This window comes from Streptomyces sp. Inha503 (genome assembly GCF_047215865.1).
Taxonomy (GTDB): Bacteria; Actinomycetota; Actinomycetes; order Streptomycetales; family Streptomycetaceae; genus Streptomyces; species Streptomyces lycopersici.
Window position 1 is genome coordinate 11,158,320 of record NZ_CP178360.1, and the last position, 20,589, is coordinate 11,178,908.

19 protein-coding genes are annotated in these 20,589 nt (G+C 69.8%); 12 read left to right on the forward strand and 7 right to left on the reverse strand.

The features are described 5' to 3' along the window. Positions 1–24: 24 nt before the first annotated feature. The 4 genes from ACJX2R_RS46180 (at position 25) to ACJX2R_RS46195 (ending at position 3,799) form a co-directional block, all read left to right on the forward strand. Positions 25–1,314, forward strand: coding sequence for an MFS transporter (locus ACJX2R_RS46180; protein ID WP_413104993.1), 1,290 nt, complete (start codon positions 25–27; stop codon positions 1,312–1,314). A 57-nt stretch (positions 1,315–1,371) separates the two neighbouring features. Next, the gene (locus ACJX2R_RS46185; RefSeq protein ID WP_413104994.1) at positions 1,372–2,733 is read left to right on the forward strand and encodes an acyclic terpene utilization AtuA family protein; all 1,362 of its coding nucleotides are present in this window, start codon (positions 1,372–1,374) and stop codon (positions 2,731–2,733) included. A 4-nt stretch (positions 2,734–2,737) separates the two neighbouring features. Then, positions 2,738–3,046: a DUF4387 domain-containing protein gene (locus tag ACJX2R_RS46190; RefSeq protein ID WP_413104995.1), complete on the forward strand. Its 309-nt coding sequence runs from the start codon at positions 2,738–2,740 to the stop codon at positions 3,044–3,046. Between the two features lie 135 nt (positions 3,047–3,181). Continuing rightward, the gene (locus tag ACJX2R_RS46195) at positions 3,182–3,799 is read left to right on the forward strand and encodes a hypothetical protein (protein WP_413104996.1); all 618 of its coding nucleotides are present in this window, start codon (positions 3,182–3,184) and stop codon (positions 3,797–3,799) included. Between the two features lie 4 nt (positions 3,800–3,803). Here ACJX2R_RS46195 and ACJX2R_RS46200 read toward each other — a convergent pair whose 3' ends face one another. Then, the gene (locus ACJX2R_RS46200) at positions 3,804–5,051 is read right to left on the reverse strand and encodes an 8-amino-7-oxononanoate synthase (RefSeq protein WP_413104997.1); all 1,248 of its coding nucleotides are present in this window, start codon (positions 5,049–5,051) and stop codon (positions 3,804–3,806) included. Positions 5,052–5,194: 143 nt separating this feature from the next. Here ACJX2R_RS46200 and ACJX2R_RS46205 point away from each other — a divergent pair, with 143 nt between their 5' ends. Beyond that, the gene (locus tag ACJX2R_RS46205; protein ID WP_413104998.1) at positions 5,195–6,526 is read left to right on the forward strand and encodes a cytochrome P450; all 1,332 of its coding nucleotides are present in this window, start codon (positions 5,195–5,197) and stop codon (positions 6,524–6,526) included. A gap of 65 nt (positions 6,527–6,591) precedes the next feature. On the opposite strand, the gene ACJX2R_RS46210 is transcribed toward ACJX2R_RS46205, so the two are convergent. Together ACJX2R_RS46210 and ACJX2R_RS46215 are read right to left on the reverse strand one after the other, a co-directional pair. After that, positions 6,592–7,305: a response regulator transcription factor gene (locus ACJX2R_RS46210; protein WP_413104999.1), complete on the reverse strand. Its 714-nt coding sequence runs from the start codon at positions 7,303–7,305 to the stop codon at positions 6,592–6,594. A 205-nt stretch (positions 7,306–7,510) separates the two neighbouring features. Beyond that, positions 7,511–8,890, reverse strand: a complete 1,380-nt coding sequence (locus ACJX2R_RS46215) for an MFS transporter (RefSeq protein ID WP_413105000.1) — start codon at positions 8,888–8,890, stop codon at positions 7,511–7,513. 259 nt (positions 8,891–9,149) lie between these two features. Here ACJX2R_RS46215 and ACJX2R_RS46220 point away from each other — a divergent pair, with 259 nt between their 5' ends. After that, on the forward strand, positions 9,150–9,797 hold the full coding sequence (locus ACJX2R_RS46220) for a TetR/AcrR family transcriptional regulator (protein ID WP_413105001.1): 648 nt from the start codon (positions 9,150–9,152) through the stop codon (positions 9,795–9,797). Positions 9,798–9,831: 34 nt separating this feature from the next. On the opposite strand, the gene ACJX2R_RS46225 is transcribed toward ACJX2R_RS46220, so the two are convergent. Continuing rightward, on the reverse strand, positions 9,832–10,278 hold the full coding sequence (locus tag ACJX2R_RS46225; protein ID WP_413105002.1) for a nuclear transport factor 2 family protein: 447 nt from the start codon (positions 10,276–10,278) through the stop codon (positions 9,832–9,834). 173 nt (positions 10,279–10,451) lie between these two features. On the opposite strand from ACJX2R_RS46225, the gene ACJX2R_RS46230 reads away from it, so the two are divergent. Continuing rightward, on the forward strand, positions 10,452–12,026 hold the full coding sequence (locus ACJX2R_RS46230) for an MFS transporter (protein ID WP_413105003.1): 1,575 nt from the start codon (positions 10,452–10,454) through the stop codon (positions 12,024–12,026). Between the two features lie 46 nt (positions 12,027–12,072). On the opposite strand, the gene ACJX2R_RS46235 is transcribed toward ACJX2R_RS46230, so the two are convergent. The 3 genes from ACJX2R_RS46235 to ACJX2R_RS46245 are packed head-to-tail and all read right to left on the reverse strand — an operon-like array spanning position 12,073 to position 15,101. After that, positions 12,073–12,810 carry an SDR family oxidoreductase gene (locus tag ACJX2R_RS46235; RefSeq protein ID WP_413105004.1) on the reverse strand — a complete coding sequence of 246 codons (738 nt, stop codon included), beginning with the start codon at positions 12,808–12,810 and terminating at the stop codon, positions 12,073–12,075. Positions 12,811–12,835: 25 nt separating this feature from the next. Next, complete coding sequence (locus ACJX2R_RS46240; RefSeq protein WP_413105005.1) at positions 12,836–13,888, reverse strand: 3-oxoacyl-ACP synthase III family protein; 1,053 nt, start codon at positions 13,886–13,888, stop codon at positions 12,836–12,838. A 49-nt stretch (positions 13,889–13,937) separates the two neighbouring features. Next, on the reverse strand, positions 13,938–15,101 hold the full coding sequence (locus ACJX2R_RS46245; RefSeq protein ID WP_413105006.1) for a zinc-binding alcohol dehydrogenase family protein: 1,164 nt from the start codon (positions 15,099–15,101) through the stop codon (positions 13,938–13,940). Positions 15,102–15,255: 154 nt separating this feature from the next. Between ACJX2R_RS46245 and ACJX2R_RS46250 the strand changes: the two genes are divergently transcribed. The 5 genes from ACJX2R_RS46250 to ACJX2R_RS46270 are packed head-to-tail and all read left to right on the forward strand — an operon-like array spanning position 15,256 to position 20,588. Beyond that, positions 15,256–15,879: a class I SAM-dependent methyltransferase gene (locus ACJX2R_RS46250; RefSeq protein ID WP_413105007.1), complete on the forward strand. Its 624-nt coding sequence runs from the start codon at positions 15,256–15,258 to the stop codon at positions 15,877–15,879. Beyond that, positions 15,876–16,736, forward strand: a complete 861-nt coding sequence (locus ACJX2R_RS46255; protein WP_413105008.1) for a hypothetical protein — start codon at positions 15,876–15,878, stop codon at positions 16,734–16,736. The genes ACJX2R_RS46250 and ACJX2R_RS46255 overlap by 4 nt, the downstream gene beginning before the upstream one ends. Then, positions 16,733–17,245, forward strand: coding sequence for a hypothetical protein (locus ACJX2R_RS46260; protein WP_413105009.1), 513 nt, complete (start codon positions 16,733–16,735; stop codon positions 17,243–17,245). Before ACJX2R_RS46255 ends, ACJX2R_RS46260 begins: the two co-directional genes overlap by 4 nt. Next, positions 17,230–19,005, forward strand: coding sequence for a fatty acyl-AMP ligase (locus ACJX2R_RS46265; RefSeq protein WP_413105010.1), 1,776 nt, complete (start codon positions 17,230–17,232; stop codon positions 19,003–19,005). Before ACJX2R_RS46260 ends, ACJX2R_RS46265 begins: the two co-directional genes overlap by 16 nt. Continuing rightward, positions 19,005–20,588 (forward strand): type I polyketide synthase, encoded by a 1,584-nt coding sequence (locus tag ACJX2R_RS46270; RefSeq protein ID WP_413105011.1) that lies wholly within the window; start codon positions 19,005–19,007, stop codon positions 20,586–20,588. Before ACJX2R_RS46265 ends, ACJX2R_RS46270 begins: the two co-directional genes overlap by 1 nt. The last annotated feature ends 1 nt before the right edge of the window (position 20,589 follow it).

A 20,589-nucleotide genomic window follows, 5' to 3' on the forward strand; every position in this document is an offset into this window, starting at 1 on the left:
ATATAGCGTAGGAGTCACTATCCCATGCCGCTTGATTTCCCGCCCGCCTCCAACCCGGCCACGACATCGCCCCGCCCGGCGGTGGGCGAGCGCATGAACCGCGGTGCGGTGCTCTGGGTGACCCTCGCCGTGTTCGCTCAGGAAGCGGTCTGGAACTTCTACGACGCCCAGGTCCCCGAGCAGTTGCGGCACTACTTCTCCTCCGCGGGCGCCATCGGGCTGATCATGGGCCTGGACCACTCCTGGGGCATCTTCACCCAGCCGTCCGTCGGATTCCTCTCCGACAGGCTCGCCCGCCGCCGTACCGGCCGATGGCCGATCGTCCTGGCCGGCGCCGCGCTCGCCACCGTGCCGTTCGTCCTCATCCCCTGGGCGACGAACCTGCCGGCGCTGATGGTGTGCGTGGTCGGATTCGCCGCGGTCGCCAACGCCTTCAAGGGCGTCACCGAGACCTTGGTGTCGGACTATGTCGCGCCGTCCGCCCGCGGCAGGGCCCAGGGCTTCATCAAGGCCGGTGTCAGCCTGACCGTCGTCGTCTCTTCCCTGATCAGCCTCCTGGTCGTCGACCGGTCCCTTCAACTCGCCTTCGCGATCCCCCCGCTGCTGATGCTGATCGTGCTCGGGCTGTCCTGGACCTTCCTCGGCCGCCGCCACACCGAGGTCCTCCTGCCCGACGAGGAGACGGCGGAGGACGGGCGGGAGTTCGGCTCTCCATGGGCGGTGCTGAAGGACGCGCTGCGCTCCCCGTCCAGCCCGACGCCGCTGCTGATGGTCGGCATCTTCTGCTTCGCCGGGATGTGGTCCGCGCTGCGCTCGCTGATGACCCCGTACGGTACGCAGGTTCTCGGCCTGACCCGCGGTGAGGCCGGTGGCCTCGTCCTGCCCGGCGCGGTCGCGTTCCTGGTGTCCGTGCTGCCGATCGCCTACGCCTCCAACCGGCTCGGGCAGTTGCGCGCGGTGCGTTACGGCGTCGTCCTGTTCATCGCCGGGGTCCTGGTCGGCTTCACCGTCCCCACCGCCCCGGGCACGGTCACGGCGATGGTGCTCTCCTCCCTCGGGTACGCGTCATTCGCGGTCAACGCGCTCGTCGCACTGTGGAACCTCGCGCCGACGCAGAAGGTGCTGGGCACCTACACCGCCCTCTACACCATCGCCTCCGCGTCCGGCATGGCGCTGGGCCCGGCCATCCTCGGCACCACGGTCGACCTGACCAGCTGGCGCTACATGTTCTTGAACGGTGCCGTCTTCGCCGCCGTCACCTTCCTCGTCTTCACCCGCCTGGCCCGACGCGTCCCCGACCACGTCACCGCCTGAACCGCCTGACACCCCACGACTTCCGCCCCCTCGGGCATGAGGAAAGGCTCCACACTCATGGAACTCCGCATCCTGGCTCCCACCGGCGCGCTCGGTGCCGGGTTCGACGCCGACGCGCTCGCGCGCGGCCTCGCCGCCCGCCCGGACGTGATCGCCTGCGACGCCGGCTCCACCGACTCCGGCCCCGCCGCCCTCGGCTCGGGCACCCCGAAGCTGTCCGCCCAGGCGGTCACCCGCGATCTGCGGCTGCTTCTGAAGGCCCGTGACGAGCTCGGCGTGCCGCTGATCATCGGCGCCTGCGGCACCGCCGGCCGCGACCGCGGAGTGGACCAGGTCGTCTCACTCGCCCGCTCCCTCGCCACTGAGGAGAATCTGCGCTTCAAGCTCGGCCTGATCTACGCGGACCAGCCCGTCGAGCGCCTGAAGGAGCTCTACGACACTGGCCGGATCCGGCGCCTGGCGAACGCGCCTGAGATCGACCGGGAGCTGTTCGAGCGCAGCCACACCGTCGCGATGATGGGCGTCGAGCCCCTCCAGGAGGCCCTACGGAACGGCTGCGACGTCGTCCTCGCCGGCCGGGCCAGCGACACCGCCCTGTTCGCGGCACTGCCCCATATGCGAGGTGCCGACCCGGGCCTGACCTGGCACATGGCCAAGACGATCGAGTGCGGCGCCGCCTGTGCCATCCCGCCGTCCGCCAACGGCCTGCTCGTCACGCTGCGGGAGGACCACTTCGACGTCACCACACTCGCCTCCGGCACCCGGCTGACCCCCAGGTCGGTCGCCGCCCACACCCTGTACGAGAACGCCGACCCGTATTACATCGCCGAACCCTCGGGTGTGCTGGACACCACCCAGGCGACCTACGAGCCGGTCGACGAGCGCACCGTCCGCGTCCGCGGCGCCCGCTACGTCCCGGCCGACGGCTACACCAACAAGCTCGAAGGCGCCGAACTCGTCGGCTACCAGACGGTCATCTTCGGCGGTGTGCGCGACCGCGTCGTCATCGACGCCCTCCCCAAGCTCCTGCCGACGGCCAAGGAGTACTTCGAAGCCAAGATCCTCGACGTCTTCGACGGCCGGGTCGACCCGGCCGACATCGACATCGACTACCGCCTCTACGGCGCGGGAGCCGTCCTCACCGGCAGCGAACCCGCCCCGCTCAACCCACATGAACTGGGCGTCCTGATCACCATCACCGCACCCGACCAGGAGACCGCCCACACCATCGCCACATTCGTCGCCCACGCCAGCAGTCACCTGCCCATCGCCGAGTACGACGGCCTGGTCTCCACCCTCGCCTATCCGTACTCGCCGCCCGAGATGGACCGCGGAGCCCTGTACCGCTTCACCCTCCACCACGTCGTCACCGACGTCACCCCCACCGAACTGTTCCGCACCGTCACAGAGGAGCTCTGACCCCATGGCCACCTTGCTCGACTACTGCTCCCTGGTCCGCTCGAAGAACGCCGGCCCCTTCACCCTCACCTTCGACTTCATGTGCCACGACGAGGCCGCCTACGACGCCCTCGTCGCCACCGGCTTCCTCGACGAGCAGCTCTTCGCCACCCTTTACGGCACCGAGCCCGACCGGGTCCTCGTGGTCAACCACCCCCTTGCCCTCGCCGTCAAGGTCTCCCTCCCACGGCCCACCGTCCAGGGCGACCTCCATGACACCGACTGCTACGCCGGCCAGCAGTACGCCCCGCTCATGGACATGGAAATCACCTAGACATAATGCGGAACGATCACTCCCCTTGACGGGGTACCGGGAGGCTTGGCCTCCCCGCCGCCTCGGAAGGACACGCAGATCATTCCGGGGACGCCGGACCATGAAGAACCATTGAGAAAGTGTGAGCACATGGGAATGACCAGGTCGAAGAGGAACGTTGTCGGCTGGATCGCCGGCATATGCGTGATGGCCGCGGTGCCGGTTCTCGCGGGGTGTTCGGCGGACTCGACGAAGACGAAGGACACGGACGACGCGAAGGACACGAAGGGCTCGACCTCGACCACCCCCAGGGCCACTCCAACCCCGGAGGGGCAGTCCGGTGATCAGTCCACGGTGCAGGGGGTGGTGGCCACGTGGGTGACCGCGGTCGTCGAGGACCGTCCCAAGGACGCCTGCTCGGTCATGGCGCTACCGGCCACCGACGGGTCTCCCGCGAAGCCCAGCACCGAGGCGATGTGCTCGGGCAAGGGGCCGCAGGCACAGCAGATGGCGGATCAAATCCATCGCATGCACACCTCGTTCACGCCCGACCAGCCGAAGAACCCCCCGACGGTGAAGGTCGCCGAGGTCCCGGTCAAGGACAAGAAGGCGACGGTCGACGGTGAGCAGATCACCGTGGACGGTCAGACATTGAAGGCCATCGTCCTGTCGCACTCCACCGGAGTGGAGGAGGACCAGGTCGGTATCAGGATCGAGGCCGGTGTCGTGGAGGGTCGCTGGTATGTGACGGACCTGGGCCTCTCCATCGGCTGACGGGTCATTGGGCCCGCTCCCGGTCGGCCGACGTCGGCTTCGCCGGGGACCTCACTTCGGTCGCGGCGATAGAGGCGCTGCGCGGGGCACAGCGGGCGATCACCGTCACGGCCTGCTCGATCTGGTCGTCGGTGAGGTCGCCGCGTGCGGTGAGTCGTAGCCGGGAGTGGCGGTCGGGCGTGGACGGCGGGCGGAAGCAGCCCACCGCCACGCCTGCCTCCCGGCAGGCTCGCGCCCATGCCACGGCGGCTTCCGGCGAGGGCGCGCGGACGGACACCACGGCGGCGTCCGGCACGCTCGCTTCCAGCCCGGCGGACGCCAGGCCCGCCGACAGCCGCCGGGCCACCTCGCGGGCTCGTGCGGCGCGCTCCGGTTGCTCGCGCAACAGTCGCAGCGCGCCCAGGGCCGCGCCCACCCCGGCCGGGGCGAGCCCGGTGTCGAAGATGAAGGTGCGGGCCGTCTCCATGAGGTGCCGGATGACCCTGCGGGGGCCCAGCACCGCCCCGCCCTGGGAACCCAGCGACTTCGACAGTGTCACGGTGGCCACCACATCGGGGGAGCCGGCCAGACCGGCGGCCGACAGCGCGCCGCTGCCCCCGTCGCCGACAACTCCGAGGCCGTGCGCGTCATCCACCAGCAGCGCGGCGCCATGCGCACGGCAGGCCTCGGCCAGCTCCACCAGCGGCGCGGCGTCGCCGTCCACCGAGAAGACCGAGTCGGTCACCACCAGTGCACGGCCCCCGCCGTGCCCGGTGAGCGCGGTGCGCACCGCGCCCGGCTCGCGGTGCGGCACCTGCGCGACCTTCGCCCGGGAGAGTCGGCAGCCGTCGACCAGGGAGGCGTGGTTGTAGGCGTCGAAGACGATGAGTGTTCCCGGCCCGGTCAGAGCCGTGAGGGCGGCCAGGTTGGCCGTATATCCGGAGGAGAAGACCAGCGCGGCCTCGAAGCCGCAGAAGTCCGCGAGTTCCTCCTCGAGTTCCTGGTGCAGCCGCGTGGTGCCGGTGACCAGACGTGAGCCGGTGGCGCCGCCGCCCCAGCGCGCCACCGCTTCCGTGGCCGCCCGCACCACTCGCGGGTGGCGGACCAGGCCCAGGTAGTCGTTGCCCGCCAGATCCAGTACGGGCTCGTCGGCCGGTCGAGGGCGTACGTCACGGGTCAGTCCGGCGCGGCGGCGCAACTCGGTGCGCCGGTCGATCCAGTCGAAGACCGCCGCCGGGGCGGGTGTGGTCGGCTGGACGGGGTGCTGGGCCATGACCGCTACTCTGACACGCGCCTGGTGGCCGGTCGGCGGGTGGGGAGGCTTCCGGTGCGGTCCACCGGCGCGGCCGCCGGGTGTCCGAGTGATACCGCGCACAGGGTGGCGGTGCCGGGGCGGCCACGTGTTAGCGTCCGTCCGTGCACATCCCGGTTCTGGACACCTCCGCACCTGGTACGGAGGTCCGCGACGGCGGACCCGGCAGCGGAGCGGCGGGGCCTCTACCGCCCGGCGCGGACGGTCCGCTGCACGGTCTGGACCTGTTCGGGGACGGCTTCGTCCGCGACCCCTACCCCTGGTTGGACCGGCTACGCTCCCAGGCGCCCGTGCATCATGACGCGGGCACCGGTCTGTGGCTGGTCAGCCGCCACCGGGACATCCGCCGGGTGCTGCTCGACCCCGCCACCTTCCGACCGGACAACGCCCAGCACGCGGTCACCCCGCTGCCCGTGGCCGTGCTGCGGGTGCTCGCCCGGGCGGGCTTCCAGCTCCCGCCCGCGCTCGCCAACAACGGCACCGACAGCCACCCCGGCCTGCGCCGGGTGGTCACCCGGTTCTTCAACGCCCGGCGCGTCGCGGCCGCCGTACCGGTGATCGAGCGCCTGGCCGCGGAACTGCTCGATACGGCGCGGGCACGCATCGAGGCCGACGGCGAATACGACCTGTTCACCTCTTTCGCCCAGGTCCTTCCCTGCCGGGTGCTGATGGAGCTGCTGGGTATCCACGACGTCGACCCGGCCACGCTGATCCGCTGGAGTGACGCCTCACTGGAGCTGTTCTGGGGCAGGCCCGCACCGGACCGACAGCTGGAACTGGCCGAACAGGCGGGTCAGTTCCACCAGTGGCTGAGCACCACCGTCCGCACCACCAACGCCACCGCCGACACCTTCATCGGAGCACTCGCCCGGCACCGTCTGCCCGACGGAACACCTCTGGACCCGCAGACGGCGGTCGGCGCCTGTTTCTTCGTCTTCATCGCCGGCCAGTCGACCACCGGCCAGCTCATCGCCACCGTACTGCGCCGAGCGCTGAGCGAGCCCGGGCTGTGGCCGCGCGCGGCACAGGAGACGGAAGCGGCCGGCGCCTGGGTGGAGGAGGTGCTGCGGCGCGAGCCACCGGTGACCACCTGGCGCAGGGCCGTGGCACGACCGGTGGAACTGGGCGGAGTCGAGCTGCCCGCGGGCGCGCAGCTGCTGTTGATGCTCATGGGCAGCGGCTCGGATCCGGAGGTCTTCACAGAGCCGGAACGGATGTGCCCCCAGCGGGCCAACATCCGCCACCACCTGGCCTTCGGCATCGGCCGCCACCGCTGCCCGGGTGCGTCATTGGCCCGGACGGAAGCGGCGGTGGCCCTGCGGGCAGCGGCTCGCAGCCTGCCGAAGGCACGCCTCGTGGAAGGCGCGGGGAGTACACCGATGCTGGGGCTGCTGTCCTTCCGGGCGCCTCTGCGCGTGGCGGTCGCCGACGGATGAGCAGGGTCGCATCGCTTCTCAGGACGGTGGCGCTTCTCAGAGCGGTGGTGGGAACGGGCGATTGGCTACTTGGGAGACTGGTGCGATACCAGCCCGGTTCGGAGCGCCACCGCCACAGCCGTGGTGCGGTTCCGGCAGTTGAGCTTGGCGAAGATACTGGCGACGTGCCGTTTCACGCCGTGCTCCGTGATGCCCATGTCCCGCGCGATCTGCCGGTTGCTCATGCCGGAGGCCATGAACCGGAGTGTCTCCGCCTCCCGTTCGGTGAGCGAAGGCGAGGGGGCGGCCGATGCGGTCGAACTGCTGGCGAGGTGGAACAGTTGGCGTACGGCCTGCCGGGATACGACGACCGTGTCCTGCGTTCGATGCGCCAGGACTTCGGCCATCGCCGGACCGCAAAGGTCCTCCCCGTGCATGACGGCGTCCACGGGGAAGCCCGCGAGGTCCTCGAAGCGTTCGCGGGCCCGCATGCGCAGGACCACGACGATGCGGGTGTCGGGTTGGGCCAACAGGTCTACGAGTGGAGCCACCTCGTGGTGGTCCACCTCTGAGGACAGGACCAGGGTCAGTGGCGCGCCGAGGCCGCCGACGGGAACGCTCGCCGAGGTCGCGACCGAGGTCACCGACGCGCAGACGTCGCAGTCCTCCAGGGCGCGCTGAATCAGGGTCCGGGATCCGGGATCCGGGTCGATCAGCAGGATGTGGCCGTCGGAGCGCTCGTTCGAATGCGGGCCGTGCAGCTCGGACGTTGTGTTGCGGCCCCCCGTGGCCGCCCTCATAAACGCTGGGCCTGAAGGCAACAGGAACGGTCTTCCCCCATGGCGATGTCCCTTCCGCCAGACAACGAACGATGGTCGCCGCTGCGGAAATACTATCAATCGCCGTAGTTCACTAGTCAAGCGGTCTTGACGGGACCCGTCACCCGGACGAGGCGGGGGATCGACGTCCGGGTGACGGGAGTCGGGGTTCGCGGGGTGCTGGAATTCAGTGCGCGAAGACCGGTCCCTGGGAAGGGTCGGGCCTGCCGCGGGGGAGCAGCAGGGCCGCGGCCACCGCCGCGCCCAGTGAGATCAGCGCGGAGGCCAGGAACGCGCGGTCGAAGCCACTTGTCGGCACCGAGCCGCCGCCGGTTTCCAGGCTCGCGCCGGCGAGCGTGGCCACGACGGCTACACCGAGCGCCGCGCCCAGCTCATGACAGGTGTTCACCAGACCGGATGTGAGGCCCATGTCCTCGTGCGGGACGTCGCTCATGGCGCTGGTGGTGGCGGCGACGAATCCGGTGCCGAGACTCGCCGCGGCGATCAGGAATCCCGGTAGGACCTGTGTCCACGCGTTCCCGTTCTCGTCGACGCGTGACAGCAGCAGGATGCCGATCGCGGCGAGCACGAATCCGGAGGCCGCCACGGGACGCCAGCCGAACCTGCCGACCGCCTGCGAACCGAAGTGTGCCCCGAGGGTGATGGCGACGGCCACGGGAAGGAAGACCAGACCGGTTCGCAGGGCGCTGAGTCGCAGAACTTGCTGGAGGTAGAGCGAGCAGAGGAAGAACAAGGAGATCAGAAGGCCGGAGGCGGCGAGCATGACCGTACTGCCGCCGACCAGGTTGCGGCGGGTCAGGACGGACAGCCGGACGAGCGGCGCCCGGACCGACCGCTCCACGGCCACGAACACCGCCGCGCAGACGACCGCACCCGCCAGCGGCAGCAGGGTCGAGGCCGAGCCGAATCCGTGATCGCGAGCCTGGACGAGGCCGTAGATCAGCAGGCCCGGCGCGGCCGTCATGGTGAGTGCCCCGGCCGCGTCCACGCCCTTCCGGGGCGCTTGATGGTGTCCCGGGGCGGGCTCGTCCCGCTCCTTCAACAGGACGGCCACGCTGACGAAGACCGCCGCTCCGATCGGGACGTTGATGAAGAAAATCCATTCCCAGCCCAGGCTCGTGGTCAGCAGGCCGCCGAGCAGCACGCCGAACGCCGCGCCGCTGCCGCCGATCGCCGCCCAGACTCCCAGTGCGCGATGTCGCTCGGGGCCGTCGAACATCGACGTGATGATCGCCATCGCGGCAGGGGAGAGCAGGGCCGCGCCCACGCCCTGGGCGGCGCGCGCGGCGATGAGGGTGCCGCCGCCGTCGGCCAGGCCGGACAGCAGGGACGCGGTGGTGAAGACCAGGAGGCCGGTGAGGAACGTGCGCTTGCGGCCCAGGGCGTCCCCCGCCCGGCCACCGAGCAGCAGCAGGCTGCCGAAGCACAGGGTGTACGCCGTTACCACCCAGGTCAGTTGGCCGGGGCTGAGGTGAAGCGCGTCGCCGACGGTGGGTAACGCGACGTTGATGACCGTGACATCGACGATCAGGAGGAACTGCGCCATGCAGAGCAGAGCCAGGGTCGTCCACCGCCGCGGCACGGGTGGACTCTGCCCGTGCCGAAGGTGATGGGCGGGGTCATGGGGAGGGCTCTCCTGGGTCACCGATCACTCCTGATCTTGAACAGTGCTGTAAGGGCTACCGTAGCGGCGCCTCGGTCGAAAGTGAACAGTGCCGTAAAGGTTAGAGGTTGGGCCGGGGGGTCTGTGCGCGCTCTCCGGTGTCGGGACTTGCCCGGTTCAAGCGCTCGTTTAAAATCGGGCCATGGCTGAGAAGGGCGGATCCGTGTCCGCGGGAACCAAGGACCGGATCCTCGGCGTCGCCGAGCGGCTGTTCGGGGAGCGCGGATACGCGGCGACCTCGCTGCGCGCGGTGACGGACGCGGCCGGAGCCAACGTGGCCGCGGTCAACTACCACTTCGGATCGAAGGAAGGGTTGCTGCGAGCCGTCGTGGACCGGGCCATGAGGCCTGTCAACGAGGAGCGGCGGCGCCTCCTGGAGGAATTTCTCGCCGATGGCGGCAGGCCCGACGTGGCCGACCTCGTCGAGGCGTTCGTGCGCACGGGTGCGAACCTGGCGCGCCGACGCGACGGTGACGGGCCGGCCGTATCGCGCTTCCTCGGCCGGGTGATGTGTGAACCGGACCCCGAGATACGACAGTTGTTCGCCGACGAGGTCGGAGGGGTGGAAGGCCGCTATCTGGAGGAGCTGAACCGGGCTCTGCCGGGCGTGTCCGCGCCCGACGTGGCCTTCCGCTATCGCGTCATGGTCGGTCTGCTGGCTCTGCATCAGGCGGGAGCTCTGGCCGACCTGGCTCCGCACGGGGCCTCCGGCGAAACCGCGCCGACGGACGCCGACGCGGAGACGGATCGGCTCGTCGCGGCGGTGCTCGCGGTCTTCCGGGCCCCCTGACGCCCGGGATTCGGGAAACGGTCCGGGCCGGCGCTCAGTCGAGGTCGAGTGTGTGGCCCGCTGCCACGGCTCCGGCCATGATCTTCCCCGCGTAGTCGGTGTCGGTGTATTCCCTGATGGCCGTGATGCGGCCCTGGTGGATCTCGTACACGTGCGAGTACTGGTTGCTGTACACCGCGCCGTGGCGCAGCCGGCCGTAGCTGACCATCTCGGCCGAGACCATGTCGCCCTCGGCGATCATGCGGGTGATCTCGGTCTTCGGCTCGCCCGGTTCGAAGATGGCCATCGCGGCCGGGAGGACGCGGCCGAGCACGGTCTTCTTCTCGTGTGAGCCGGCGCCGGGAATGTCGCGTGCGCACACCGTCCAGGTGGCGTCGTCCGCGAGAAGCGCGCCCAGGCCGTCGAGGTCCTGGCGGTTGAGGGCGTCGATGAACGCCCGGACCGTCTCCTTGTTCCGTTCCGTGATCTCCTGCGAAGCCATGTCTGCCTTCCGTTGTGTCTCGAAGTGACGTCTGTGTCTCGAAGTGACGTCGACGTGCGTGGTTGCGGTGCTCGGTGCGCCTCACTACGGTGGTCTCAAGCGATCGTTTGAATCAATCGTTTGTATGAGGCGGTCGGGCCTCACACGGGGACGGCCGCGCAAGGGAGCGGAAGATGGAGAAAACGCAGCAGGAGGGCACCGCGCCCCCCGCGGCGGGCGCGCGGCCCGGGCTGATGCGCAGGCGCGTGGTCCTGGCGGTCATGTGTGTGGCCCTGATGATGATCGTCAGCATGGTCGTCGGCCTCACCGTGGCGCTGCCGGACATCGCCGGGGACACAGGGGCCAGCCAGTCACAGCTCCTGTGGATCATGAACTCCTACGGTCTCGTGTTCGCCGGGTTCCTGTTGCCGGCCGGGGCGCTCGGCGACCGCTACGGGCGCAAGGGACTGCTGCTGGCCGGGGTGTGCCTCTTCGGAGCGGCGTCGGCCGCGGCGATGTGGGTGGACGATCCCGGTGTGCTGATCCTCTTGCGCGTGGTGGCGGGCCTGGGGTCGGCCATGATCATGCCGATGACCCTGTCGATCGTGACCACGATCTTCCCGCCCGAGGAGCGGGCCCAGGCCGTGGCCGTCTGGTCGGCGGTGGCCGCGGGGGGAGCCCTGATGGGGCTGCTGATCTCGGGTGCGCTGCTCGAGGCGTTCTCCTGGCGGTCGATCTTCGGACTCAGTGCCGCACTCGCGCTGCTGTCCCTCCTCCTCGTTCTCGTGATCGTCCCGACCTCGAAGGATCCCGACGAGGTTCCGGTCGACGTGCTGGGCGCGCTGCTGTCGGTCGTGGGCCTGTGCGCGGTGGTGTACGCGATCATCGAGGGGCCGGAGCGTGGCTGGAGCGACGCCGTGGTGATGCTGGCGGCGATCGGCGGTGTGGCGGCCCTGGTGGGCTTCGTGCTGTGGGAACTGCGCGTCGGCCATCCGCTGCTCGACCCCCGGTTCTTCCGGATCGGGGCCTTTGCCTCGGGCTCGATCGTGATCGTCATGGCCAGCGTGGCGACCTTCGGGCTGTTCTTCGTGATGCTCCAGTACCTCCAGTGGCTGAAGGGGTATTCACCCTTGGTGGCGGGCCTTTCCCTGATGCCCATGACCGTCGCCGTCGCCGTGGTCTCGCCGTTCGCTCCGATGCTGGTACGGCGAGCGGGACTGCGGGTCGTACTGACCGCGGCCATGGTGATCATGGCCGCGGGCATGGGAGTCCTGACCACGCTGGACAAGAACTCCTCCTACATTCCCGTCTTGGTCGGCACGGTCGTGGTCGGAGCCGGTATCTCCCTGTGTCTCGCACCGGCCACCGACGCGATCGTCGCTTCGCTTCCGGCGGCGAAGCAGGGCGTGGCTTCCGCGGTGAACGACGTCACCCGTGAGGTCGGCGGAGCGCTGGGGGTCGCGATTCTGGGCAGCGCCTTCAACAGCGGGTACCGCGCCGGTGTCGGCGACCGCGGCGACGCGATCCCCGCGAGTGCGATGGGCACCGTACGCAGTTCCCTCGACGCCGCGTTGGCCGCTGCGGAGCGGATCGGCGGCACGACCGGAGCGCGGGTGGCCGATGCGGCGCGTACCGCCTTCGCCGACGGCCTGGACCGGGCGATGCTGGTCGCCGCGCTGGTCGTGGCGGTCGGCGCGGCAGCGGTTCTGCTGCTGGCTCCGGGGCGGGCGGAGAGCGTTCGTTTGCAGGAGGAGAAGCGGCCCGGCTGACCGGGTGCCGATGTACCCGCGCCCCGTCGGCACTGGGGAGCCGTCATCAGATCGACATCCCGCCGTCGACGGGGAGCACGGTGCCCGTGACATAGCCGGCCTGGTCCGAGGCGAGAAAGCCGAGGGCCCCGGCGATCTCGCTCGCCGGGGCGAAGTATCCGGCGGGAATGATGCTCTGGAGCCTCTCGCGCTGCTGGTCGGGGAGCGAGGTGATCATCCGGGTCTCGGCCACCGGGGAGACGGCGTTGACGGTGACGCCGAACCGCACCAGTTCCTTCGCGGCGGTCTTGGTGAGGCCGATGATGCCCGACTTCGCCGCGGAGTAGGCCGTCTGCCCGACGTTGCCGTGGATCCCGGCGTACGACGTCACGTTCACCACCCGCCCCCAGTACTGGCTGCGGAAGTGCGGTGTGCAGGCCCGGATGAAGCGGAAGGGGCCGCCGAGGTGTACCGCGAGCACCGAGTCCCAGTCCTCGTCGGTGAGGTTCCACAGCATGCGGTCGCGGAGGATTCCCGCGTTGTTGATGAGGATGTCGACCCGTCCGGTGTCGGCGACGACATCCGACACGACGCCCTCGACCTCGGACGTACGGGATACATCCACTTCCGCGAACCGCGCGCCGTCCAGATCGTCCGCCGCCTCCTTCAGGCGTGTGCCGTCACGGCCGACGAGCCAGACGACGGCTCCCGCGGCATGGAAGAACCTGGCGGCCGCCAGGCCGATGCCTCGGCCGGCGCCGGTGATGACCACGGTGCGCCCCGTGAAGTCGTAGGTGACATTCAAGAGTTGGACCCTTCCCGGATGAAACTCACGGAGTGTGTGTCACGAAGTCGTCCGGCCCGCACCAGCGGACGAGGGTGGCCCCGTAGTTGAGTCCGCCGCCGAACGCGGTCAGCAGGGCGAGCCGCCCGGGGCGCAGCCGGCCCGAGTCGACCGCGTCCCGCAGGACGAGGGGCAGCGATGCCCCCGAGGTGTTGCCGAACCGTTCGATGTTCGTCAGCGTCTTGGCGCGTGGCTGGCCGAGCGCGTCCAGGATGCCGTGCACCAGATTGCGGTTCGCCTGGTGCAGGGCGAAGAAGTCGATGTCGTCCAGCTCCAGCCCTGACTTGAGGACGAACTCCCGGATGAAGTCGGGGATGACGCCGAGGACGAACTGCTTGATGTCTTTGCCCCGCATGGTGGTGAAGTTGTCGCCGAACGCGGACTTCTTCGGACGGCCGTGCCCGTCGACGCGCGCCTCGCGGGCCGCGTACACGGAGGTGTAGTGCTCGGGGTCGCTGCGCAGCAGGGCCTCTCCCACCCCCGTTCCGGGCAGCGTGGGCTCCAGGATGTAACAGGCGGCCGCGTCGCCGAAGAGGACGCCGACGGTGCGGTCCTCCGGGTCGAAGAGTTTGGAGCCCACGTCGGTGAGCACCACCGCGACGCGCGGATACCGGCCGGAGGCGACGTATTTGGCGCCGACGTCCAGGGCGAACACGGCCCCGGGACAACCACCGCTGTTGACGTCGAACCCGGGCGTGCCCGACATCCCCGCCTTGCTCATGATCGCGGCTGCCGTGTTGGGCAGCAGATGGTCGGGGGTGTAGGTGCCGCAGATGACCAGGTCTATGTCGCCCACGGCCAGGCCGAGCTGCTCGCAGGCATCGGCCAGGGCCATTGCTCCCAGATCGGACGACCACTCGTCCGGCGCCGAGAAACGGCGCTCTTCGATGCCGATGCGTTCACGAATCCAGGCGTCGTTCGTCGGCAGCCGCCCCGCCAGTTCCGCGTTGGTGACGATCCGCTCGGGGAGATGACGTCCGATCGCCCTTATCCCCACCCCCGGCCGGCCTTCCGGATGATACGGCGCGTACCTCACCATGGAGTGCTCTCCTTCCTCCGGGAGACAGTGTCGGAAATGATCTGAACGATCAGAGTGGATTCACGCTGTACAGCGGGAAGTACGAGTCGACCTTTCCGGAGGAATAGTCCGCCGCGAGTTGACCGACCTTGTCGAATTCATAGACGGCGGCCGGGTCGATCGATGGCATCCACGCCGTGTTCTCCTGGTGGTCGCGAATGGTCGCGCAATCGTCGTACCGCCAGACATGCGTGTTCACGTGCAGGTGCCGGTTGATGCACTCGCTGGCGCGCAGATGGAAAGTGCGCATTCCATGCTTCCAGCCGACGGTGGTCACGACTCCCTGCCGTGCCATCGCCTTGATCGTAGCCTTGTAGAGGGGTGCCCCTATGTTGTCGACGAATATGGCCGCGCCGGCACCGTCGCTGAGGGCGCCGATGGTCCTGAGGAATTCTTTCTCCGATGCCCGGTAGCGGGCCATTTCCTCGGCGTCGAGGGGCGGGTGCTCGGGGTCCAGGGCCAGATGGGGAAAGAGCCGGCGGTCCACCGCCGTGATGCCGAGGCGGGTGAGTTCGGCGAGACGTCCGTCGGAGCCGGCCGTCATGGCGACCCGGAATCCGGCCCGCTTCGCCAGCTGAAGCTCCGCCAGCACCACTCCGCCGCCCCAGCCGAAGACCAGGTGCTCGCCGGGATCCTGCTCCGGCATCTGCGTCGACCAGCACTGATGAGCGACCCGCCAGTTGTCCCAGGCCGTGAAGTAGCGGGCGTAGGCGGCCCACTGGGGCAGCGAATACGCGCTGTTCCCTGGAATGGGCAGAAGAAGGTCCGTCGCGATTTTGGTGCGCTTCGCGAGCAGCCCGATGGTGCGCGGCGCGTCATAGGCGTAGATGAGTTCCGCGTAGCCGTACCGGTCGCGTTCCGCGAACGGCATGACCATGCAGATGTCGCCTTCCTTGAGGGACGAAGAGCCTTTGGGGTCGAGAACCCGCACGATGCCCAGGTTGCCCAGGACCACCGCTTCCTCGTGGCGCAGATGGCACACATCGATCGGCCGGCGGGACAGCGCGTGCTCTATGTTCGCTTCCCAGGATCCGTACAGCGGTTCGACCAATGCCTCACCGTCGCCCGGTGCGGCGAAGGAATGGCGTCCGCGACAGAGATTCCCTGGCGGGCGGGCCTCCGGGGGGACTCCTTCGGGCCCCGTGTGGAGTATCCACGCATCGGTATGGATCATGTTCGCCTCCCTGTGCAACGCGAATTACCGTAGCCGCGAAAACATGGGAGAAGCAACAGTTCCTCGCTTTTCTACGCATGCGTAGTTCTACCCTTCCGTAGAAATTCAAATCGCCTATTGCAGTCCCCGGTTCGGCGGTCTAGAGTCGCCCGGCATGAACAGTCGCGTGTCATATATGCTCGCCCGGCAGTACGATCGCCTCTCCGAAAGACTGGAAAAGGGATTTGACGGACCCCGTCTGCGGACCACGGTGGTCGGCGATCTGACCGGTCGGGTGCTCGAAATAGGGGCGGGCACCGGGCGTAATCTTCCGTATTACCGCAAGGCGGACCATGTGGTGGCCGTCGAACCGTCCGCAGGAATGCGGGCCCGGCTGACGGGAAAGCTCGACGGAGTGGTGCCGACGGTCGAGGTGATCGACGCGACGGGCGAACAACTCCCCTTCCAGGACGGAGAGTTCGACGCCGCCGTGTGCTCCCTTCTGCTCTGCATGGTGGACGACCTCGACGGAGTGCTCAGGGAAATTCACCGGATCCTGAAACCGGGCGGGGCGCTGTCCTTCTTCGAGCACGTCCGTGACGTCGGCAGGCGCGGCCGGGCCCAGGACCTGACCAGTGGGCTGCTGCGGCGCGTGCAGTTCGGCTGCCGCCCCAACCGCCGGTCGTTCGAGCGGATGGAGGCCCACGGTTTCGATGTGCGGCTCTCCGATCCCGTACGGATCAAGCCCAAACCGCCGCTCAGCGGGCCCTACTTCACCGGAACGGCGCGGCGCCGGTGAACGAGCCGACGGTGTTCGCGGACGCGCTTCAAGAGGTGCAGTTCCGGGTCCCGTACAGCAGCGCCGCGTCGTACCACGAGTACTACGGGGCGGGCGCACCGCCGTGGCGGCTCGGGCGCGCCTGCGGCTGGCAGATCTTCGAAGTGGCGCGGCTGGTCGAGGAACGTTGCGGAGCCCGGTCCACTCACCTGTACGCCGGTGGTCACTCACCGGCGATGTACTTCGGCCACGGTGAGATCACCGTCCTCGACCCCTATCTGCCGCACCTCGAACCGCTGCGGCTGTGCCGCGCGGACGCCGTGTCCGGGACGGTGCGAGCGGCCACCGACGCCTACCCGATCAGGGTCCGCGCCGACGGGGCACCGGTGCCCGCACGACTCAGCGGAACCTGGTGGCTCGCCGACGGCGTGCTCCTGCTGGAATACGCCCGCTACAGCCCTCGCCGGGCGGCCATGGTGACGCATCGCGCGTTCACCTATCACCTGGCGACCGAACTGCCGGCCTTTCCGGTGCCGACGGGGTTCGCGCGACGTCTGCTGCTCGAGCCCATGCAGAACAACCTGTCCATCCGGACCCTCCACCGAGGTGAACGCCGGATCGGCGAACTCGTCCTGCCGTTCACCGGACGCCCCCGGGACCAGCTGATGGATCCCGACTTCCTGATCACCAAGGACAACCAGGGCAGGGTCAGCCGGGCCGGGACCCCCGAATTCGCCCGCGACCTGGATCTGATCGCCGACGCGGTGGACGGCACACCGGCCGAGGTCACGGCGTACGTCATGGACGCCGCGGCGATCTACCACAAGGTCGTGCCGCCCGAACAGAACTGGCCCGAGTACTCGACGGAGGACGAGTGAGTACGAGTTTCTTCCTGGCCGGCGTCATGCAGGGCAGCCGGCGGGCCATCGACGCGAGCGACCAGTCCTACCGCGTACTGCTCCGCCGGACGATCGAGCGGCTGCGTCCCGACGCGGTGGTACACGACCCCCATGAGCTCGTCCTCACCCGATACGGCGAACGGGTACCACAGCTCCGGCGGGCGCTGGAGGCCGTCGCCGAGGAGCCCGTGGTGGCCCGTGACCGGCTCGCCCCCGAGGTGCTCGAACTCCTCGGCGTCTTCCACGAGATGACCCGCCTCGCCGCTGACAGCGACGTCTGTGTCGTCTGGCTGCCCGGACACGAACCGAGCATGGGCACCGCCGCCGAGATGTACGGCGCCTTCACGGCCGGACGCACCGTCGTCACGATCACGGACATGCGCTACAACGTGGCCGTCCTGTCGTGCTCGACGGTGATCCTCCCGGACGTGGCGGCGTTCTCCGACTGGCTTGCCAAGGACGGTGATCCGTTGTGCACGACATCCTGACGCCTGCCCTGCGGGAAGAGGTCGCCACCCTCGATCGCGGACTCGCCGCGGCGGTACGGCAACGGGCCGCGGAGCGCCCCGACGCGCTCGCCATGGCCTTCCTCGATCACGAGACCGACTGGGCGGGCCGGACCACCCGGCTGACCCGCGGCGAACTCGACACCAGGGCCCGGGCCATGGCCGGGCTGCTGCAACGGCGGGCGAGTCCCGGCGACCGGGTGGCGATTCTCTGCCCCAACGGGCCCGAATACGTGGCCGCGTTCCTCGGGTCCCTGTATGCCGGGCTGCTGCCCGTGCCCCTGCTCCCCCCTGAATTGCAGCGCCGCACCGAGCGCCTGGCGCCCACCCTGGAGGACTGCACCCCCGCGGTGGCGGTGACGCTCACCCGGTACGCGGACTCGGTCAGGACGGTGCTCTCCGCCGTCGGCGGCGGCACATCCGGCGCTCATGTGGTCCTCGCCGACCAGGTGGGGGACGCACACGCGGACGCGTGGACCCCCGTGGAAACCGACCTCTCCGGAACCGCGTACCTCCAGTACACCTCCGGCTCGACGCGGAAACCGGGCGGCGTCGAGGTCACCCACCGCAACATCGCCGTGTCGGTCGCCCAGCACGTCGACCGCCAACGCGTGGACGAGCGGTCGGCGATCGTCAACTGGCTGCCCTTCTTCCACGACATGGGACTCGTCTTCGCGCTGATCATGCCGCTGGCCGTGGGGGTCCCGGCGGCGCAGATGACGCCGTACGCCTTCATCCAGCAACCACTGCGCTGGCTGCGGCTGTTCGGCGAGTACCGCGGTACCCACACCATGATCCCCAACTTCGGTCTGGACGTCTGCGTGGACGCGGTTCCGGCGGCGGAGCGGGCCGGACTCGACCTGTCCTCGGTCCGGTACTTCGGCAACGCCTCCGAACCGGTCCGGGCGCACTCCATGGAACGCTTCACCGAGGCGTATGAGCCCCACGGCTTCCGGCACACGGCGCACTCGCCCTGCTGGGGGCTGGCCGAGGCCACGCTGATCGTGACCGGGATCAGCGCGGAGGCCGAACCCGTGGTCACCGGCTTCGACCGCGAGGCCCTGACCGCGGGACGCGTCGAAGTGTGCGCGGCCACGGATCCGGCGGCCCGCCGTCTCGTGGGGTGCGGGCCGGCCTTCCAGGGCCAGGACGTCCGCGTGGTGGATCCCGCCACGGGCCTGGAGGCACCCGCCGGTGAGGTGGGCGAACTGCTGGTTCGCGGCGGGAACGTGTGCCGCGCCTACTGGCGGCGTGCCGACAGCGACGAGACCTTCGGGCGCCGCCTCGACGGCACCGCCGACTGGCTGCGCACCGGCGATCTGGGCTTCTTCCACGACGGGGAACTCTTCATCGCCGGGCGGGCCAAGGACATCGTCATCGTGGACGGCCGCAACCACCATGCCATCGACATCGAGGTCACCGTCGAACAGGTCAGCCCCGCGGTGCGCCGCGGTCATGTCGCCGCCTTCCCGGTCGAAACGGACGAACGGGAGCTGGCCGTCGTGGTCGTGGAACTGCGCCCGGAGGCCGAGACCACCGTCGACCTCGGAGAGCTGCGCACGGCGATCCGCGCGGCCGTGGCGGAGGCACACGACATCGAGCTCCACGACGTCGCGCTCGTCACCCGCGGCACGATCCCGAAGACTTCCAGCGGAAAGCTGCGCCGCCGCATCTGCCGCGACATGTACTCCGACGGTGAACTCGCCGCGCAGACCGTGGCGGCCGATCGGACGGCACCGTGATGGAACTGCGCCAGTGGCTGGTGGAACGACTCGCCGGACTGTGTTCCGTCCCCGCCGACCGGATCGACCTCGACCGGCCGTTCCGCGACTACGGACTGACGTCCAGGAAGGCGGTCGCCCTCTCCGGTCAACTGGCCGGGCACCTGGGCCGGCCGGTCGCCCCGACGATCATCTGGGAACACCCCACCATCCGGCGGCTCTCCGACCGGCTGACGGCCACCGCTCCGCCCGTGCCGGGGCCCCGGCGGGACTCCGGGCGGACCGTCCCTCAGGACGGCGCGGCCGAGCTCGCCGTCGTCGGGGTCGGGTGCCGGCTGCCCGGCGGGATCTCGTCCCCCCACGGCTTCTGGGAGTTTCTCCGCTCCGGCGGTGACGCGATCCGTGAGGTGCCCGAGGACCGCTGGGAGGCGTACCGCCGCACCTCGCCCGGCCACGCCACGGTCCTCGACCGCACCACCCGCACGGGCGGCTACCTCGACGACATCGAGGGCTTCGACGCCGAGTTCTTCGGAATCGCGCCCGCCGAGTCCGCCGAGATGGACCCGCAGCAGCGGATGTTCCTGGAGGTCGCCTGGGAGTCCCTGGAACACGCGGGGATCCCGCCGGACGGGCTCGCGGGCAGCCGCACCGGAGTCTTCGTCGGGGCGAGCGGCGACGACTTCGCCCGACAGCGGATGGAGGACCTGCCGGGCATCAACGGCTGGTCGCTGCCGGGCACCACGCTCAGCGTCATCGCGGGCCGGCTCTCGTACCTGCTCGACCTGCGCGGACCGAGCCTCACCGTGGACACCGCGTGCTCGTCCTCCCTCGTCGCCCTGCATCTGGCCCGGCAGAGCCTGCTCACCGGGGAGAGCGATCTCGCGGTCGTCGGCGGGGTCAACGTCCTGCTCGCACCGGGCGGCACGGTCTACGCCGATCAGGCCGCCGCATCCTCGGCCGGGGGACGCTGCCGGCCGTTCGACGCGGCCGCGGACGGCATCGTGCGCGGCGAGGGCTGTGTGAGCGTCGTGCTCAAGCGGTACGACGACGCGCTGCGCGACCGGGACCGGGTGCTCGCCCTGCTCCGCGGCACCGCCGTGAACCAGGACGGCCGGTCCAACGGGCTGACCGCCCCCAGCCCCGCCGCACAGCGGGCCCTGCTGACACAGGCGTACGGCACGGCCCGCATCACCCCCACCGACGTCGGATACGTCGAGGCCCATGGCACCGGAACCCGCCTCGGCGATCCCATCGAGGCCGGCGCCCTGGCGGGCGTCCTCGCCGGCCCCGCCCGGACCGGCACCGGCCCACTGCTGATCGGGTCGGTCAAGTCCAACCTCGGCCACCTGGAAGCGGCCGCCGGACTGGCGGGGCTCGTCAAGAGCGTTCTCGCCCTGCACCATGGGAGGATTCCCCCCACCCTCCACTTCACCCGGCCCAATCCCGCCCTCGCCCTCGACGACCTGGGCCTGGAAGTGGTCGCCCGGCTCACCCCCTGGCCCGCGGGCGAGGGCGAGCGCGTGGCCGGGGTCAGCTCCTTCGGCATCGGCGGGACCAACGCACACGCCGTCCTGACCGACCTGCCCCGCACCGTAAGCCCGTGAC

Excerpts from the sequence above, each read along its gene's own strand:
- ACJX2R_RS46215 (WP_413105000.1), bottom strand. The coding sequence starts at position 8,890 with ATGGCGCAGTTCCTCCTGATCGTCGATGTCACGGTCATCAACGTCGCG.
- ACJX2R_RS46250 (WP_413105007.1), top strand. The coding sequence starts at position 15,256 with ATGAACAGTCGCGTGTCATATATGCTCGCCCGGCAGTACGATCGCCTC.
- ACJX2R_RS46270 (WP_413105011.1), top strand. The coding sequence starts at position 19,005 with ATGGAACTGCGCCAGTGGCTGGTGGAACGACTCGCCGGACTGTGTTCC.
- ACJX2R_RS46240 (WP_413105005.1), bottom strand. The coding sequence starts at position 13,888 with ATGGTGAGGTACGCGCCGTATCATCCGGAAGGCCGGCCGGGGGTGGGG.
- ACJX2R_RS46180 (WP_413104993.1), top strand. The coding sequence starts at position 25 with ATGCCGCTTGATTTCCCGCCCGCCTCCAACCCGGCCACGACATCGCCC.
- ACJX2R_RS46190 (WP_413104995.1), top strand. The coding sequence starts at position 2,738 with ATGGCCACCTTGCTCGACTACTGCTCCCTGGTCCGCTCGAAGAACGCC.
- ACJX2R_RS46185 (WP_413104994.1), top strand. The coding sequence starts at position 1,372 with ATGGAACTCCGCATCCTGGCTCCCACCGGCGCGCTCGGTGCCGGGTTC.
- ACJX2R_RS46220 (WP_413105001.1), top strand. The coding sequence starts at position 9,150 with ATGGCTGAGAAGGGCGGATCCGTGTCCGCGGGAACCAAGGACCGGATC.
- ACJX2R_RS46200 (WP_413104997.1), bottom strand. The coding sequence starts at position 5,051 with ATGGCCCAGCACCCCGTCCAGCCGACCACACCCGCCCCGGCGGCGGTC.
- ACJX2R_RS46230 (WP_413105003.1), top strand. The coding sequence starts at position 10,452 with ATGGAGAAAACGCAGCAGGAGGGCACCGCGCCCCCCGCGGCGGGCGCG.
- ACJX2R_RS46210 (WP_413104999.1), bottom strand. The coding sequence starts at position 7,305 with ATGAGGGCGGCCACGGGGGGCCGCAACACAACGTCCGAGCTGCACGGC.
- ACJX2R_RS46225 (WP_413105002.1), bottom strand. The coding sequence starts at position 10,278 with ATGGCTTCGCAGGAGATCACGGAACGGAACAAGGAGACGGTCCGGGCG.
- ACJX2R_RS46195 (WP_413104996.1), top strand. The coding sequence starts at position 3,182 with ATGACCAGGTCGAAGAGGAACGTTGTCGGCTGGATCGCCGGCATATGC.
- ACJX2R_RS46245 (WP_413105006.1), bottom strand. The coding sequence starts at position 15,101 with ATGATCCATACCGATGCGTGGATACTCCACACGGGGCCCGAAGGAGTC.